The organism is Sphingomonas crocodyli (genome assembly GCF_004005865.1).
Taxonomy (GTDB): Bacteria; Pseudomonadota; Alphaproteobacteria; order Sphingomonadales; family Sphingomonadaceae; genus Rhizorhabdus; species Rhizorhabdus crocodyli.
The window spans coordinates 37,182-53,876 of the sequence record NZ_SACN01000003.1 but is presented as its reverse complement, the minus strand read 5'-3'; the positions used below and the strand labels follow the sequence as shown (position 1 = coordinate 53,876).

Genomic DNA, 16,695 nt, shown 5'->3' with positions numbered 1-16,695 from the left:
ATCATGCGGGCATGCCTTGGTATCAGGAGCCGCATTGGCGGTAGTGGGTTAGATCAGCGTGAACAATGAGATTACTCTCTACCGGGATCCCGAGCTGGCGTCGCAGAACCTCGCCCTGACCGGGGGCTCCGCTCAAGCCACGACCGACGATCGCGTCAATTTTGGCGCTATTGCCAGCATCTTGCGCCGCCGGCGCACTTTGTTCCTGTCGATCTTTCTGGCGATCTTTGCGTTGGGCGTGATTCTCACCGTCACGCAAACTCGGATCTATTCCGCCTCGGCGCAGGTTGTCATCGACACGAGCAAGGAGCAGGTCGCTCCGGGTAATCAGGAGGAGGTTCTCCAGCAGGGAGCCCTGTCGTCTGCGCAGGTCGATACCGAGGTTCTGATCATCTCGTCGCGCGCGATGGCCAACAAGGTTGCCGAGAGCCTCAATCTTTACAAGTCCGCGGCCTTCGATCCCAGCAACGTGCAACCGGGCAAGCTTGCGCGTTTGCGCTCTTTTGTAACCGGTGCGCCGCTTCCGGTGTCACGTCGTGCCTACGATGCCCAGGCCCAGCGCGAATTCGTCATCGACGTCCTCCAGCGAGGCCTCAAGGTAACGCGCACAGGCGTCACCTATATGCTAGTCCTATCTTACGAATCCGCTGACCCCGATTTCGCGGCAGCCGTCGTCAACGAATATGGACGTCAATATGCGCTCGATGCGCTGGCCCGTAAGCGCGAAGCCAACCAGAATGCGCTGACCTTCCTTTCCAAGCGTTTGGACGGCCTTCGCAAACAGGCACAGGCGGATAATGAGGCGGTTCAGCAATATCGCGTCGCGCATAATCTGCTCAGCGTGAATGCCGCGCAGCTGACCGAGCAGGAAGTTTCGATCTATAACCAGCAGGTGGCCGGCGCGCGTGCCGCGGCAGCGGAAGATAGCGCGCGGCTCGCCGAAGCGCGCCGGCAGATGCGCAATGGCGCCGCCGGAGAAGACGTCGGTGAGTCGCTTCAGTCAGGCGTTGTGGGGTCGCTCAAGACGCAAAGGGCCAGCCTCGCTTCCGAACTCGCAAATCTGGAATCACGCTACGGAGAGCGGCATCCTGAGGTCGTCAAAACCAAGAACCAGCTTGCTGAGATTGACAGGTCGATCCGTGACGAAATCGGCAAGATCGTCTCGGGTCTCAATGCGCGCGTCAATGTTTCGCAGCAGCGTTTGAATGCGGTCGGGTCAAATCTTAGCGGCGCCCGCAGCACGCTGGGAACAAGCAACAAGGCGCTGGTCGGCTTCGCGGAGCTGAGCAGCAAGGCCGAGACTTCGCAGGCGCTCTACACCGCCTATCTCGATCGCTATAAGGCTGCCGCAGCGCAAGACGGCACCGAAAAAGCCGAAGCGCGCGTGATCTCGTGGGCCCAGGTGCCAAGTCAGCCCAGCAGCCCTAAGGTGACGCTTAATATCGTGTTGGCGGGCCTTCTCGGTATGGGCGCTGGCCTTATCTCCGCTTTTCTCGCCGAACTCTTCTTCACCGGTCTGACGACCGGCGAAGATGTCGAGACACGGGTCGGCGTCCAGTATCTCGGGTCTATCCCGCTGCTCGGGTCGCTGGGCAAAGGCAAAGGCCCCCCGATCGATGCGATAGTCGAGAAAGAGAATGTCGCATTTGCCGAGGCGTTCCGCGCATTGCGAGCAGCGATCGGCTATTCCAGCGATGTGCACGCCCAGGTCGTGCTGATCACATCGGCCCTACCCAAGGAAGGCAAGAGCACAATCTCCGCCTGCCTGTCGCGGATCGCGGCGCTGGAGAACGAAAAGGTGCTCTTGATCGATTGCGATCCGCACCGGCGCAGCGTGAATTCGATGATCGTGGAACGGCGAGATGCTGGCCTCTTCGAGGTTTTGCGCGGTGACGCGGAGATCGAGGATGCGCTTGTACTCGACGAGGCGAGCGGCGCCTGGCTCCTGCCCTTTAACGACACGCGCACGCAAAGCAGCGACATCCTCGCCGGCGACGCGATGGCCGCGCTCATTCAGAAGTTGAGAGCCGACTTTACTTACATCGTTCTGGACGGGGCGCCGGTGCTGCCGTCGGCGGATACGCGCATCCTTGCGACGATTGCCGATGCGGTGGTGTTCGTCGCACGCTGGCGCAAAGTGACCGATCATGCGGTTAAGAGCGCGCTCAAACTCCTTCCGCGTGGCAGGATTAACATGGCGGGTATCGTGCTCAGCCAGGTCGATATCCGCAAGCAGGCCCGCTTCGGTCATGGCGATGCGTCCTACTATTTCAACCAGTATAAGGAATATTATAGCTGATTGGGGCGCCAGCGATGACCACTTTGCGAACGTTCAAACGCGTTGCGATTATCCATTATTGGCTGGTGGGAATGCGGGGAGGTGAGCGCGTATTGGAGCGCCTCATCAAGTTGTTTCCCAATGCTGACATCTTCACGCATGTCTATGTTCCGGAAGCAACCTCCGCTCTGATTAAGAGTCGTCCGATCAAGACGACCTTCATCAACCGTCTGCCGGGTGCGGCTAAACATTATCAGAAATATCTGCCACTCATGCCGCGCGCGCTCGAGGAGCTCGACCTGCGCGGTTACGACCTTGTGATCAGCAGCGAATCCGGGCCGGCCAAGGGCGTTATTGCGGCGCCGGATGCCTTTCATCTTTGTTATTGTCATTCGCCAATGCGGTATCTTTGGGACCATTATCACGATTATAAAGACAGCGCTGGCGCTCTGACCCGCCGCGTCATGCCGTTCCTGTTTCACAGCCTGCGCGAGTGGGACACCAGTTCTGCAGCGCGCGTGGATGCCATTGCGGCAAACTCGCATTTCATTCGCCAGCGCATTCGTCGCGCCTGGGGCCGCGATGCGAGCGTGGTGTTCCCGCCGGTCGAAGTCGACTTGTTCAAGGCTCGAAGCGACATCGAGGACCGGTATCTGTGGGTTGGTCAGATGACCCCGTACAAGCGCGCGGACCTCGCGGTGGAGGCATTTAACGAGCTCGGCCTGCCTCTCCTCATGGTCGGTCAGGGTGAGATGGCGGCTAAGCTGAAGGCCCAGGCCAAGTCGAATATCACCATCATTCCCAAGCTCAATTTCGATCAGTTGCGCGAAGCCTATGCGCGCGCACGCGGTCTAATTTTTACGCCGGAAGAAGATTTCGGAATTGTGCCGGTCGAGGCAATGGCGTCAGGGAGGCCGGTTCTGGCATATGGCCGGGGCGGGGCGCTCGACACCGTCAAACCCGACGTCAGCGGACTGTTCTTTGAAGAGCAGTCAGCATCATCGCTGATCTCCGGGATCGAGAGAATGGAGCGTTGGCTACCCTCGTTCGATCCTGACGCGGCGATCGACCACGCCCGCCAATTCGCGCCAGACAATTTTGATAAGGGCATTCTGGCCTGCCTGCCATGATATTGGCCACCATCAGGCCGGGGACGAATGGGTGACCGGGTGATCAGTTCGCGTCCAGCCAAGCGGATCACAGTTAGGGCGCGCCGATATCGCATCATCGCAACAGTGGCGCTCTTTAGCCTGGCGGCAGCGCTTCAGCTGGGGCGGGTCTCCTCGCTTGCTGACTTTCCCAACAATTTCGCACCTCTGATAGCGATATCGTGCGTGGTCGGAGTACTGATAGCCGTCATCGTGGAGCGACGCCTCACGCTATTGGTCGCGTCCGGCATGGTATCTGCCTTGTCGGCGCTTTGCCAAACCTTGCCCGAGTTCGTTCGTTCACCGCCGATTTTCACATCGCGACCGGCGACAGTCCGGCTCGTCAGTCTGAACATGTACAAGCAGAACGCATCACCGCTCGCGGTAGCTCAATGGATCATCAGCCAGCGCGCTGACATTGTCATTCTGCTCGAAGCGAGTGGTTTGTCCGCCGACGCTCGCAATCTTTTGAGCGCATATTTCCCTTACGGATTTGATTGTTCGAACAATGGACGGTGCTCAACGATCCTGCTGTCGAGGAGCGCGCCTCTATCAGGCGGTGGTCTGGCACGGGCCGATCCGGAAGATCGCAAGGGCGTTTCGGCGGTCTGGGGAAAGTTTCGAGATGAGCATGGCCCATTCACGGTCGTGGGTGTGCACATGCAACGGCCGCCGCCGATGGGAGATCAGGCGACCGCTATCAACGATATCGCCGCATTTCTCGATACTGTCCCACGGCGGCGGGCGATCGTAGCGGGTGATTTCAATCTGACGCCGTGGACCTTTGCGATGCGCCGCCAGGACCATATATTGAACCTGCCGCGGTTGACACGGACCAACCCGACGTGGCCGGCGCCACTTCCGCTGCTGCCGATCGATCAGGTTTATGCAGGGAGCGGATGGCAGCCGGTTCAGCTTCTACGTGGCCCATCATTGGGTTCTGATCACTATGCCGTCATAACCGATCTGGCCGCAGCAGAGGGCCCTGAGCGCTAATTTCCTCGATGAGCTCAAAGAGTCTGGCTCCGAGCTGTTCGGGATCGAAGCGGTCGCTGCGGACGCTCGCCGCTTCGCGCCAGCGACGAATATGGTGGGGCTGCAGGATCAAGGCAGCAAGCGTCTCAGCCCAGGTATCGGTGTCGCCCGCCGGCAGAAGCGCGCCCGTTATACCAGGATCGACGAGTTCCGGCACGCCGCCGACATTGCTGGCAAGAACCGGCATGCCCTGCGACAGAGCCTGGATAGCGACCCCTGGCGAGTTTTCCGCCCAAACCGAGGGAAGGCACAAAAGATCATGTTCCGCCATCAGATCTGAAACGCGCTGTTGCGAAACATGACCATGAAAGGTCAGCCACGGCCGATTGCCATAACGCTCGCGCAACATCTCGCCATCTGGCCCATCGCCCGCAATGGCCAGGGTGAATGCAAGGCCCCTGCCGGCAACGATATCCGCAGCATCCAGAAGAACGTCGACGCCCTTGGTGCGGTGAAGGCGGCCAGCGTAGAGAAAACGAGGAAGCGAACCTGCTCGATAGGGGCGGACAGGCACAGGATATCGGTTGGGATTAAAGATCACGCGCCGTGGACGCTTGCGCAGCGGCACGAGGCTTTCGACACTCTGCAGATTGGCACGCGAAGGAGAGTAAAAACCCAGTCTGCGCAATTTGCCGATCTGGCGCTGCTTCCACCAGGAAGAAAGCCGGCATTCGGTGCATTGCCGCTGGCAGGTGTGGTCCCCGCGAAACATGCCCGACCGAACACAGGCAAGCGCCAGGTCGGGCAGGGCGAAGAGGACAGGAACATCATGCCGCGCGAGCTCTGCCAGGCTGTTCCAGCCGAGACCTGCCAGGAGATGGACGCTCGCGAAGTCCGGTTTGAACTCGCGAAGGACATCGCGAACGATATCGATATTGGCTGGATCCAGGTGATCCAGAAGGTGCCACACGAGCTTCGCAGCGGCAGGCTGATTGCCATAATGTGCCATTGGGTAGGGTCGCGGCATCCTTACACGCCAGACGCGTAATCCATCCTCGATCACCCCGGTTGTTGCCGACTCGGAACCGGCGGTGGTCGTTAGGACGCCGACTTCGTGACCATGATCACGCAGCCAGCACGCCAGGTTCCAGGCGGATATCTCCGCTCCTCCCAATGCATCGGGCGGAAACAATGATGATATAATGAGGATCCGCATCACGCAGCCTGAGGTCGCAGCGCGATGTGCTTGCGCAACAAGGTCGAGCGGACGAGAATGATCGCAAGCAGGCTAAGGATGGATGCGATCGCAGTCCCTACCAGTCCGAAAGCGCTGATCAGAAGGCTCCCCAGGCCCGCCACGGCACCGACGCCGCCAATGTTGGTGAGGGCAAGCGCTCGATCGAGGCCAAGGCTGTATAATCCCGAGTTCAGAATGTCGGCGACAGGTTTCAGCAGCGAGGTCATGGTCATGAGGATCAATAGGGTGGCATTGTCGCGAAAAATCGAAAAGTCGAAGGCAGGCAGCGCGAACACCAGCACAGCGACAATGGGCGTGGCGCAGATCATTGCGAGCATCAAAGCATCCCTAGTGTCGGATACCAGTATGTGCCTCCACGACGTTACACCATGCTCTCGTAGAGCCAGCGACAATTTTGTCATGGTCAGTTGTGTCACCGCTGTCGCCGTTAGTACGTAAAGACCATGTGTGATAGAGAATATCAAAACGTAAAGGCCAGTCGCTTTTAAACCTGCAAAATGCAGGACGATGAAGCGATCGATATAGACTTGGCCATTGGCAGCAAGGTCGTTGAGATAAAGCAGCGGAGCCTGGCGCGCGCGGGCCAGCATGGCGGGCCAATCTATGCGTGTGCGTATAACCGCTCGTACATCAACGTCTCGAAAAACGAAAATCGCACAAAAAATGCATATGATCAGCGCTGCGATCCAGCAGCCCAGCATGAATGGAATCGTCCGCAATTCGCGATCGAGCAATCCAAGAATGATGAACGGGCCGATCCAGCTTGCGGAGCGTATGAACAGAAGGAAGTTGGCCGTTACCGGTCTGCGCAGATTGATGAGCATGACCTGGGTATCGAACAGGAGATACTCTAGCGTGACGATGATCATCGTCGGCCAGAAATAAGCCGTTGGGGTAGCGAGCCCCGAGAGCATGGCGGAACTCAGCACTGCCCAGGCTGCGATCGCCATACAAAGATTCAGAGCCAGCCTGTCTCGAATCAGCACATGCGCTTCGTGATCAGACAGTCCAAGCAACTCCCGATTGACGAAGTAGCTGATACCCAAACCGAGCATTGCGGGAGCGAAGCCCGCAATCCCGGTTATGATCCCGAACACCCCGACGGCTTCCAGTCCGAGCATGCGAGCCAGATAAAGGGACAGAATCAGCCGCCCTCCCAGGGAGGCGGACCGCATGAGCATGTTGGCGACCGACGTACGCCAGGTGAACAGTGCCACCAAAGCCTTGCTCCGTCAGCGCGGCCGCCGCGGCAGGCTTTTCGGTTGCTCGCGAATTAGCCGAGGCTGGCCGGGGCGCTGAGATCTCAAAGCTCCGCGTCGCGAACGGCGGCGACGAAAGCGGGGGCGCTTTTTCAGAAGCAGGAGAATACCGGCTGCAGCCACAGCCGGCCAGACCAGCAGGTTTATGACGGGCAGGCCGACGTCAACGTCGACGAGGATGAGGAGCAGCAGGATGATAATCGCGCCAGCTGCGCACAGAAAAATATAGCGCTTCTGCATCCCCCTATCCTAACTAACCGTGTTGCGACATCTGGCCGGGACCACCGCCAAGCGTCCAGCGTCGGTGCGTAGCGGGATTTCCGTTAGATCGCGAGAAGTTAATAAAGGGATCGGAAAATGCCTCGTAACCTTTTGCATGCTCATATTGTGCTCGGCATGATTGTCGCGACAGCCGGCTGTTCGACAGCGCCGCTCATGGCGCCCGATGGCCCACAAGCTCTCGCCTATCGCCTCGATGCCGGCGACAAGGTACGCCTCACGATGTTCAATGACCCGTCGATCAGCGGCGAGTTTGCGGTAACGCCGGAGGGCGATCTTTCGCTTCCCTTGATCGGCAATGTGTCCGTGCGGGGGAAGACGCTCGAAGAAACGACCGCTCTGGTGACCGAGCGCTTTGCCAGCGGCTATGTCAAAGACCCGCGAATGACGCTCGAGGTTCTGAACTATCGACCTTATTATATCCTCGGTGAGGTTTCGCGCGCAGGGGCATATCCGTTTTCAGCCGGACTGACTGTCGAGCAGGCGGTCGCGGCGGCAGGTGGCTTCAGCTATCGCGCCAACAAGCGCTACGTCTTCATCAAGAGGGCATCGGATCCGGTCGAACGTCGTGTCGATGTGAAAAATTCGAGGACCTACGTCCTGCCCGGTGACACGCTGAGGATCGGCGAACGCTATTTCTGATCGGCGATCGAGTCCGAGCCGTGCCGCGGCTCGGATCGCTTGTTGCGACGTGAATATTTGCCACTTGGTCCTGCGCGCCAATGCGGGCTGGGTGCCTTCGCTAGGCGGACATTCGCTCGTCGAAATGGCGAGGATAGAAACCAATGTTAGAGGTGGATGTTAGCGCCGTCACACCGCGGCCAAAGGTCGGCATGGTAATCATGAGGTCGTTGGGGGAGCGTGCTTCCGCAATACGGCAGGTCACGCCCACCCCGCCTTAGGCTGCAACCGGCGTAATAGGGTGTGGCCTGCCGGCTTGATCGACCTCAGGCGCGCGCCAGTTCGCTATGCGGACCAATGAGCGTGCGAGAAATGAGTATAGCGCGGCCGAGGCAAAAGAAGATAGGGGATTGCTGCACGACCGCGCTCGTCGGGCGGCCGGGCGCCGTTGCCCGACTATTTAAGCAAGGACGCGTCGGGCGAACGCCGTTGCTGCGTTGAGGCCGCCCTGATCGATGCTGTGGCCAGGGCCGCGCGAGGATGGGTTTCGACTGCGACTCCGGCGGCGCTCAGCGCTACCTCGGCCATCTCCATTGAGCGAAACGGGACGACCTCATCGGCGGTGCCATGGATCAGAAGGACAGGCGGACGGCTTCGAATGTCCGTCTCGAGGTCCTCGGGGGGCGACGAGCATTCCCGATAAGCCGACGATACCGGCGATGGCGTGCTAACGGCGCAGGCCGACATAGAGCGACATCATCGTGCCCGGGCTGAAGCCGACCAGGACGAGGCGGGCGCTCGCGAGTTCGGCTCGTTCGAGTTCGCTGGTAATGAACGCATCCAGGGCAGGGGCGGCGGCCGCGGCGCCGGCGGCACACTCAGCCATCGAAAAGGTTTTGATCGGCCACCACTGATAAGCCGCCGCCATACGGGGGATCTGCGACGGCGCATGATGCGCCATAAACGCTGCGTCAGGCGAGGCCAGCCGGATCATTTCAGCCCGCGCAATGAGGTCGTCGCCGTTGGAGCCGTAGTCGTGGAAAAAAATGACGAGAGCCGTGGGCTCCAAGCCGGAACGCGGGGGCAGGCGGGGCCATCAAGCAGCACGACATTCCTTTCAGACCGGGCAACTGATCCGGCGGCTGCTCGCCCACAAGGCAGCTGATGCCGTAGCCTTCATCACGGTTCAGCGCGCGGGCAAAGCAAGGTCATCGTACGGCCAGCCCCGCGGTGCTGAGGATCGAACGACTGACCCCAGCCGTTATAGCTTTTGGACAATCAGAAGAACGAGGATGCCGAATGCCGACGATCTGGAGCGCTGCCGCAGCTGAGTTTGCTGCGTCGGCTGCGGCGCTTAACGCCCGCGCCCTTTATCGAGCTGGGCTTCTTGCTCCCGAAGAGGTCGGCGCATTGCACGAGGCCCTCGACGCGCTCGACACAGCCGCTCAGACCGACGAGCAACATGCCTTGGTAAGGTCGCTTCGTGGATGCCTTCCGTCCCATCGAGAGCCGATGGCGCCGCTATGAGGGAGGGTGCCTGGGCGCCTATCTTGGCGCTGGGCACTAAAACTGCCACAATAGCCGCTTCACCTGCTTGGCGCATGTTGCTGCGAAGGATCGCCGTTGGATTTTTTGGGCCACACCTTTATCGACAAGGTCGTTCAGTTGGACGGCCACACGTACAAGGACTGCACATTCGATGGGTGTGTCGTCCGCTACGATGGCGGCTCGATCAAGTTTGATGGAACGACGTCTTTCAGGGGCGAAAACCGCATCGAGTGGGGCGCCAACGTCGATGCCACCCACCCCTTCGCTCGATGGTTTACGGACAAAATGCGGGACGTAAGGCGTCGCGGGCTGCCAACGGCCGAGTAGCATCGCACGCATCTAGGATCTACGTATGATCTAGCTGTTAGCACCGGCGCGCTGGCGACAACGACTTATGTACATTCACGCGGCACTCCTGCGGCAAGCAACGCTGTTGTTGGATGCGGAAACTAGGAATGCTTGGGCCGCTAACGGCTGCAAATAACACTCCGAGATCGAGATCGCATGCCCGTCTTCACGGGGACCGATCGGCTCGGATCAATGCTTTAACGATCCTGCTAATGGGAGCTTCGTCACTTAAATCCCCCCCGATACTTTGTAACGGGTCTCCGTTTTGGGTTCGTCGGTTCCTGTGGCCGGGACTTCATCCCCCCCTGAGGTGTCTTTTCTCGCGACTGCTCACGGTCTGGTTGCTCGCTGTCCGTTTCGGGTCGCGTGAGAAAAAGTCGGAGCGAAGGGTTTGATAAGCACCATCCCCATTTTGCGGATCAGCAAGCAAAGCAGGGCGATGCCAATGCCCGATGCGGTTCGCCGGAAATGCCTTCGCCTCAAGTCGCCAGCATGGTCAAACACAAGGGACGGCCTTTGCCCTCTGGCATATTCCGACAACGCGCAGCCCTTCATCTGCCGATCAAGCTGAAATTGCTGGCCAGATCAAAAGTTTGCGGTGCGGGATTTCCCGGATTTGAGGCAAGGAACGGTCACTGGCATTTAGGATTTAACTAGACCAGTTCACCTATCTTCGCTGGGGACCTGCTTTGATCGAAATCGCATGGCAACAACCCTCCCTCCCAGACAAAGAGCGCTGTAACTTGGCTCTCCATGCGTTTGCTCGACTCATGAACGCCGAAGCGATGGCGTTCATTTCGAACCCATCGGGAGCGAGCATCGTATCGCAGCTGCTGGATGCTCATGACGCGGGCCGAAATGTCCATGTGGGGGAACTGACGCGAAGCTCGCAATTGTCCGTGACAGCGACACTCCGGCGCCTGGATCAGCTTGAAAAAGATGGGTTCATTCGTCGTAGCCGTGATCCGCACGACGGACGATCACGACTGGTCGCGATTACCGCCAAAGGGCGAGACTGCGCTTTGCGTGCTGCCTGGGAAATTGAAATGGCAGGTTTCGGCTATTCTGACTGACATTCCTGCCGCATTTTGCGACGCTTTAATTCGCGGCTCAAACGGACCCGATCGCGAAATCCACGCTAGGATCTAGCGCAGATGCCATCAGCGCAGCGCGAAAATGGGCTTGAGTTGCCTCATGCGGCCAACGAATAAAGTTCCCGACAGGCCTGCTTACAGTCGCCTATCGGCCTGACATCGTTCGAGCCAGGTATCCCTTCCAAGGCATCAAAATAGCCCACGAAATCGCCAAATTCTGGATCTGGACGAATCGACGCCTTCGATACATCGTCCATTTTATTTCGACTCCGCAATAATAGTCGCTAGCTGATGCTGGCACCATAAACGCGGGCAAGAATTTTCGACCAAAGTCGGGCATTCAAGCCAAATGAGACTGCTTAGCGGCCCATTAATCCTGTTCGTTTACGATACTCCAAGATTTCGATGGCAGCTTCCGGATTGAAAGGAGCCTGCCCGATGTCGCTTTTTTGGACGAACGATCATTTTGCTACGGACCAGTATGCTGACGAAACGGCCGTCTTTGAAAGCTACCCCGACCAGGAGCTTCAACTTCCGGCGAGCTCAGGCGAACTGAAGACGATCACGGTGCGGCTTGCCGACAGCGACGATCAGCGCAATTCGGCGCGGATGCTGGTCAATCGGCGCTATGCCTGGCGCGGCTATGGCGATCAGCATCAGATCCCGGCAAAGTCTTCGCACATGACGTTTACAGCGTCGAGCGACGAGGGGGTTGTGGGCACGATCACGCTGGGTGTGGATTCGCCGGCCGGCCTGGCCGCAGACGATATCTTCAAGGACGAGATCGACAGCTTCCGCAACGTACCGGGCGCAAAGGTCTGCGAACTCACCAAGCTTGCTTTTGACGCGGACGTTTCGTCCAAGCCGATGCTTGCCGCGCTTTTCCACATCGTGTTCATCTACGGCTATAACGAGCATCGCTGCACTGACCTTTTCATCGAGGTCAATCCGCGCCACCGCCGCTTCTACCAGGCCATGCTCGGCTTCAAGCCGGTGGGTGAAGTCAAGACCAACCAGTCGGTCGATGCCCCCTCGGTCCTGATGTGGCTCAAGGTCGACGATATTCGCAAAGCGATCGACGCGCACGCTGGGCACGGCCAGGAAAGCAGCCGCTCGCTCTATCCCTTCTTCTTTTCCGAAAAGGAAGAGCAGGGAATTTTCGCACGTCTCGCCGCATCAACGCGTGACACCATTCAGGCTAAGAGCGCGTATTTCGCGGCAAAGGCGAACGATCCTGCGAGCATCCCCGACACCCGCTCCTGAGCGGTGGGACGAAGATGGGCTGAGCGTGCGCACTGCGCTGCATAGCTTGCTGGTCGCGCGCCATGACTTGAAGCGGTCTCATTTCGAGATTGGGCAGGCGACGCCTGTTTGAGCTAAACACACACTAGTAGATCGTGAGCGCACCCTCACCAAGAGTAGCGGCCGCGAGGAGATGTTCCTGTCCGACATGGTCGGCCAGCCCGGAATACGCAGCTTGGGCGCCATTCCATACTCGACCCGCGACAAGCCGGTCGCTCAGGCCCTATTGAACGCTAAAGCTGCCAATCCCCACCTCCCAATCACCACCCGGAGCGGGCGATGCTTGCCTGTCGGCAGAGGAGGTGGCACTTAACCATCCAACGACGCCTCTACTCAGGTCTCTCGCTCTGACTTTTTCGGGGCTGGATTCAGGAAAAGATTGGCAATGCTGCGGGATGCACCGGACGTGAAACATTTGCTCTCGTCGGTCTTCTGCGCGCTCCTCTTGAGCGCTTGCTCTGACAACGCTGATGTTTTGGCACCGAAAGCCGTCATGGCGATAACGGTAGGCCGTGGAGGCGAGGCGGAAACGCGGTCTTACCCTGCGCAGGTTGCTCCGCGCTATTCAGCGGCCGCGAGCTTCGATGTTCCCGGTAAGATCACGGCAACCTACGTCGAAACAGGATCGCTTGTCCGAGCGGGGCAGCCCTTGGCGAGGATCGATCCGGGTGCCTCGATGTATGACGCGGATTCGGCTGCTTCGGCGGAACGTGTCGCCGCAGGCGCGCAACAGCAGCAAGCCACTGATATGGAGCGCGCACGAAAGCTCCTTGCGGAGGGCTTCATTTCGCAGGCCGAATTTGATCGGCAGGAACTTAGCTTTGCTCAGGCTCAAGCGCAGCTGCGCACTGCCAGGAATACGAGATCCGCGGCCTCGCGACAGGCCGCCCACCATATTTTGCGTGCTAGTCGCGACGGCATTGTGACGAGCTTGACCGCACAGATTGGACAGGTGGTGCAGCCCGGTCAGTCGGTCGCGGTCATCGCAGATCCGGCCACGAAAGAAGCGGTCTTCGCTGTGCCGGAAATCGACGTCGCGCGCCTGAGAAGCGCGGACATCAGCGTCGGTCTCGCATCGAGACTCGACCGGATCATTCCCGGTCGCCTGCGCGCGATCGATCCTGCGGCAGATCCTCGGACCCGATTGTTCGTTGCGCATGTCACCTTCGATGCTGGACCCAACGAAGCTCCGATAGGGGGCTCGCTGCGCATCATCACACGTATGTCGGGTGGCGCGCAGGCTACCAGCGTGCCGGCCACGGCCATCACCCAGTTTCGAGGAAAAACGATTGTCTGGCTGTTGGCCGGCTCACCCGCACGCGTGCAGCCCAAAACCGTCAGGCTTGCGGGGCTGAGGGGCGAGCAGGCGATTATCGCATCGGGTTTGAAGGCGGGGGACAATATTGTCGTCGCCGGTGCGCATCTATTGCGTCCCGGCCAGATCGTGCGCCCCATCATGCAAGAGACGAGTGACCGGCTTTGAAAGGCCCAAATCTCTCTGACTGGGCAATCCGGCATGCCGCATCCGTACGCTTCATCCTCGCTCTGTCGGTGCTCGTCGGTTTGGTCAGTTTCCTTGAGCTCTCCAGACAGGAGGATCCTAGTTACACCGTAAAAAACATGATCATCACAGTGGCCTGGCCAGGCGCCGATGCTGCAACGGTGGTCAACATGATCGCAGAGCCTGTCGAGGACGCGATCCTGTCCTTGCCTGATATTGAATATGTGAAATCAGACGCACAGCCCGAACGCATCACGTTCAATGTCAAAATTCGCGACGACGTCAGCCCGTCCAGAGTAGCGCAGATATGGGGGCAGGCTCGGCAACGCGTCGGCGACATTCGCGGCCGGCTTCCCGAAACCATAAAAGGCCCGTCGTTCGACGATGATGTCGGAAAGACGTACGGTAATATCTACGCCATCACCGGTGAAGGCTTTCCGCTCGAAGACCTGCGGCCTTACGCCCGCCGGCTGCGCAGCGCCATTCGCATGCTCCCCGATGCCGGACGGGTGGAGTTTGCAGGCTTCCCCGAAGAGCGGGTTTATATCGACTATGATCCGGCACGGCTCGCGGCTCTCGGCGTCGATCCGGCAATGGTCAGTACCGCGGTACGCGATGCGGTGGCGATCAATCCGACGGGCAGCATCGTCGTCGGACCGGAGCGGATCCGGCTTGTTCTTGGGCAGGTCGCGGGCAGCCTGAGCGCGCTGCGAGAAATCCCGCTCGCTCAGGCACCGGGTTCCCTCACCCTCGGCGATGTTGCTGTCATCTCGAAGCAACTGACCGATCCACCGACTTTCCAGATGCGCGTCAATCGCGCGCCCGCCATCGGGGTTCTCGTCAATTTGCGCGACGGTGGGGATAGCAACCGGCTCGGTCAGGATATTGGGCGGATCGTCGCGCAGGAGCAGCGCAATGCGCCTCTGGGCGTCCGCTTCGTTAATGTGGCGGATCAGCCTGCGATCGTGAAGCACGCTATCGGTGAGTTTCTAAGATCACTGCTCGAAGCCGTCGTAATTGTTCTAGCCGTGAGCTTTTTTTCGCTGGGGACGCGTGCCGGCCTCGTCGTCGCCCTGTGCATACCGATCGTTTTTGCGCTGACATTCGCGGCAATGTACGGACTGTCGATACCCTTGCACCGCGTGTCTCTGGGCGCGCTGATTATCGCATTGGGACTGCTTGTCGATGATGCCATCATCGTGATCGAGCAGATCGAGACCAGCCTTCGCGCCGGGATGGGCCGGCTGCAGGCGGTGATATCGTCCTATCCGCTTACGGCACAGCCGATGCTCGTGGGAACTCTGATCACGGCTATCGGCTTCCTGCCAATCGCGCTCGCTCAGTCGAGTTCGGGAGAATATGCCCGCGCTATCTTCGAAGTGGTCGCTATTGCCCTTGGCTCTTCGTGGATCGTTGCGGTGATCGTGACTCCGCTTTTTGCAAACCGTCTGCTCGCCAATGACGGCCATGCAGGCGCGGAATCGAAACCGGTCTATGCGACACCCTTTTATGGACGGGCGCGCGCGACTGTTGCATGGGTCATCGAAAACTGGCGCATCGTCGTCGCTGGGACGGCACTTCTGGTCTTTTTGTCGGCATTGCTGTTCGCGACGATCGTACCGAAGCAATTCTTTCCAGCATCGGACCGGCTTGAGCTCATCGTCGACCTGAAAATGGCGAAAGACGGCGACTGGCGCAACACGTCCAAGGTCACCGCTCGCCTTGAGCAACTTTTGGTACAGAATAAGGATGTCGCGTCGACCGCCGCCTATATAGGCGGAACGTCACCGCGATTTTATCTCTCGCTCGAGAACCAGCCGCCAAGCCCGGCTTTTGCGCAGATCGTCGTTAAAACGCGCGACCATGCAGCCCGGGACCGAACGATCAAATGGTTGCGATCGACCCTGAATAGCAGCTTCCCCGAGGTAAGGGGCCGAGTCAGTCGTTTGGAACTGGGACCTGCCGTCGGGCAACCGATCAAGATCCGTGTGTCCGGTGAGGATTTCGATAGCATCAAGACTGCCGCAGACCAGGTTGAGGCGATGATGCGAGCCGATCCACGGGCGCGCGATGTCAACCAGGACTTTGGCGAACCTGCCAAAACGGTACGCATCAATCTCGATATGGAGAAAGCACGGGCGCTTGGCATCTCCAGATCCTCTGTCCAACAGGCGCTCTCGAGCCAGCTTTCAGGCATGGCGGTCGCAGCCTCGCCGGCCGGGCGCGACCCGATGGCGATCGTCGCGCGCGGCGAAGAGGTCGGCCGCTCCGGGATGGTCCGTCTCGAAAATGTGCTTGTGCCAACGCCGTCCGGCGCCAGCGTGCCACTCCTGCAAGTTGCACAGCTTACACCCGGGTTCGAAGCTGTCGAACTTCATCGCCGATCGGGTCGGCCCACGATTACGGTGCAGGCCGATGTCGCCGATATCCAGCCGGTCGACCTTCTATCGAGTTGGACGCCCAGGCTGGAGACGATCCGCGCGCAGGCGGCGGGAAGGGCGGACATTATCGTGGGGGGCGTTGTCGAGGACAGCAAGAAATCTCAGCTGTCAGTTTTCAAGCAGGTGTTCGCAGCACTGGTCTTGATCCTTATCCTCCTCATCATGCAGGTTGGCAGCGTCAAGAAACTGATCATAGTGCTGTCCACCGGGCCTTTGGCCTTGATTGGTGTCGCAATGATATTGTCACTGTTTCAGATCCCATTTGGTTTTGTAGCCTTGCTGGGGGCCTTGGCGCTCTTTGGAATGGTGTCACGTAACGCCGTGATCCTCCTGGCGCAGATCGACTCGCTTGTTGCGGATGGCTTTGCAATGTTCGATGCCATCGTCGAAGCCGCCATCATGCGGTTCCGGCCCATCATTCTTACGACCCTGGCTGCAACATTGGGCATGATACCGCTCACGCGTTCGGTATTCTGGGGTCCTATGGCCTGGACGATCATGGGTGGACTGATCATCGGCACGGCGGTTACCTTGCTATTTGTGCCGGCAATTTATGCGGGCATATTCGCAGTACGGCGCTCGGCTGACGGCAGCACGGCCCATGCGTAGCATTGGGGCAATCCGACTGACCGCCTGCATATTG

The 16,695-nt window shown here is 59.3% G+C and carries 13 protein-coding genes; 9 read left to right on the top strand and 4 right to left on the bottom strand.

The features are described from left to right. The first annotated feature begins 58 nt into the window (after positions 1 to 58). Genes EOD43_RS17820 through EOD43_RS17810 form a run of 3 tightly spaced genes read left to right on the top strand, consistent with a single transcriptional unit; the run spans position 59 to position 4,422 of the window. Complete coding sequence (locus EOD43_RS17820) at positions 59 to 2,299, top strand: GumC family protein (protein WP_127745409.1); 2,241 nt, start codon at positions 59 to 61, stop codon at positions 2,297 to 2,299. Between the two features lie 14 nt (positions 2,300 to 2,313). Further along, on the top strand, positions 2,314 to 3,408 hold the full coding sequence (locus EOD43_RS17815; protein WP_127745408.1) for a glycosyltransferase: 1,095 nt from the start codon (positions 2,314 to 2,316) through the stop codon (positions 3,406 to 3,408). Between the two features lie 27 nt (positions 3,409 to 3,435). After that, a complete protein-coding gene (locus tag EOD43_RS17810) occupies positions 3,436 to 4,422 on the top strand; it encodes an endonuclease/exonuclease/phosphatase family protein (protein ID WP_127745407.1) in 987 nt (328 codons plus the stop codon). On the opposite strand, the gene EOD43_RS17805 is transcribed toward EOD43_RS17810, so the two are convergent. From EOD43_RS17805 to EOD43_RS17795, 3 genes are read right to left on the bottom strand one after another with little or no spacing between them, the layout of a single operon-like run. Then, complete coding sequence (locus tag EOD43_RS17805; RefSeq protein WP_164857312.1) at positions 4,382 to 5,617, bottom strand: glycosyltransferase; 1,236 nt, start codon at positions 5,615 to 5,617, stop codon at positions 4,382 to 4,384. The two genes, EOD43_RS17810 and EOD43_RS17805, sit on opposite strands and share 41 nt — an antisense overlap. Further along, positions 5,617 to 6,876, bottom strand: coding sequence for a lipopolysaccharide biosynthesis protein (locus EOD43_RS17800; RefSeq protein WP_127745405.1), 1,260 nt, complete (start codon positions 6,874 to 6,876; stop codon positions 5,617 to 5,619). The genes EOD43_RS17805 and EOD43_RS17800 overlap by 1 nt, the downstream gene beginning before the upstream one ends. Before the next feature lie 15 nt (positions 6,877 to 6,891). Then, the gene (locus EOD43_RS17795) at positions 6,892 to 7,158 is read right to left on the bottom strand and encodes a hypothetical protein (protein ID WP_127745404.1); all 267 of its coding nucleotides are present in this window, start codon (positions 7,156 to 7,158) and stop codon (positions 6,892 to 6,894) included. Positions 7,159 to 7,275: 117 nt separating this feature from the next. On the opposite strand from EOD43_RS17795, the gene EOD43_RS17790 reads away from it, so the two are divergent. Next, the gene (locus tag EOD43_RS17790) at positions 7,276 to 7,839 is read left to right on the top strand and encodes a polysaccharide biosynthesis/export family protein (RefSeq protein WP_127745403.1); all 564 of its coding nucleotides are present in this window, start codon (positions 7,276 to 7,278) and stop codon (positions 7,837 to 7,839) included. Positions 7,840 to 8,545: 706 nt separating this feature from the next. Here EOD43_RS17790 and EOD43_RS24005 read toward each other — a convergent pair. Next, a complete protein-coding gene (locus EOD43_RS24005) occupies positions 8,546 to 8,887 on the bottom strand; it encodes an alpha/beta hydrolase (protein ID WP_240653326.1) in 342 nt (113 codons plus the stop codon). Positions 8,888 to 9,441: 554 nt separating this feature from the next. On the opposite strand from EOD43_RS24005, the gene EOD43_RS17780 reads away from it, so the two are divergent. From EOD43_RS17780 to EOD43_RS17760, 5 genes are all read left to right on the top strand, one after another. Next, positions 9,442 to 9,693, top strand: coding sequence for a hypothetical protein (locus EOD43_RS17780; RefSeq protein WP_127745402.1), 252 nt, complete (start codon positions 9,442 to 9,444; stop codon positions 9,691 to 9,693). Positions 9,694 to 10,403: 710 nt separating this feature from the next. Then, a complete protein-coding gene (locus EOD43_RS17775) occupies positions 10,404 to 10,787 on the top strand; it encodes a MarR family transcriptional regulator (protein ID WP_164857311.1) in 384 nt (127 codons plus the stop codon). A gap of 426 nt (positions 10,788 to 11,213) precedes the next feature. Then, positions 11,214 to 12,071, top strand: coding sequence for an N-acyl amino acid synthase FeeM domain-containing protein (locus EOD43_RS17770; protein WP_206363590.1), 858 nt, complete (start codon positions 11,214 to 11,216; stop codon positions 12,069 to 12,071). Positions 12,072 to 12,495: 424 nt separating this feature from the next. After that, on the top strand, positions 12,496 to 13,593 hold the full coding sequence (locus tag EOD43_RS17765; RefSeq protein ID WP_127745400.1) for an efflux RND transporter periplasmic adaptor subunit: 1,098 nt from the start codon (positions 12,496 to 12,498) through the stop codon (positions 13,591 to 13,593). Continuing rightward, positions 13,590 to 16,661 (top strand): efflux RND transporter permease subunit, encoded by a 3,072-nt coding sequence (locus EOD43_RS17760; RefSeq protein WP_127745399.1) that lies wholly within the window; start codon positions 13,590 to 13,592, stop codon positions 16,659 to 16,661. Before EOD43_RS17765 ends, EOD43_RS17760 begins: the two co-directional genes overlap by 4 nt. The last annotated feature ends 34 nt before the right edge of the window (positions 16,662 to 16,695 follow it).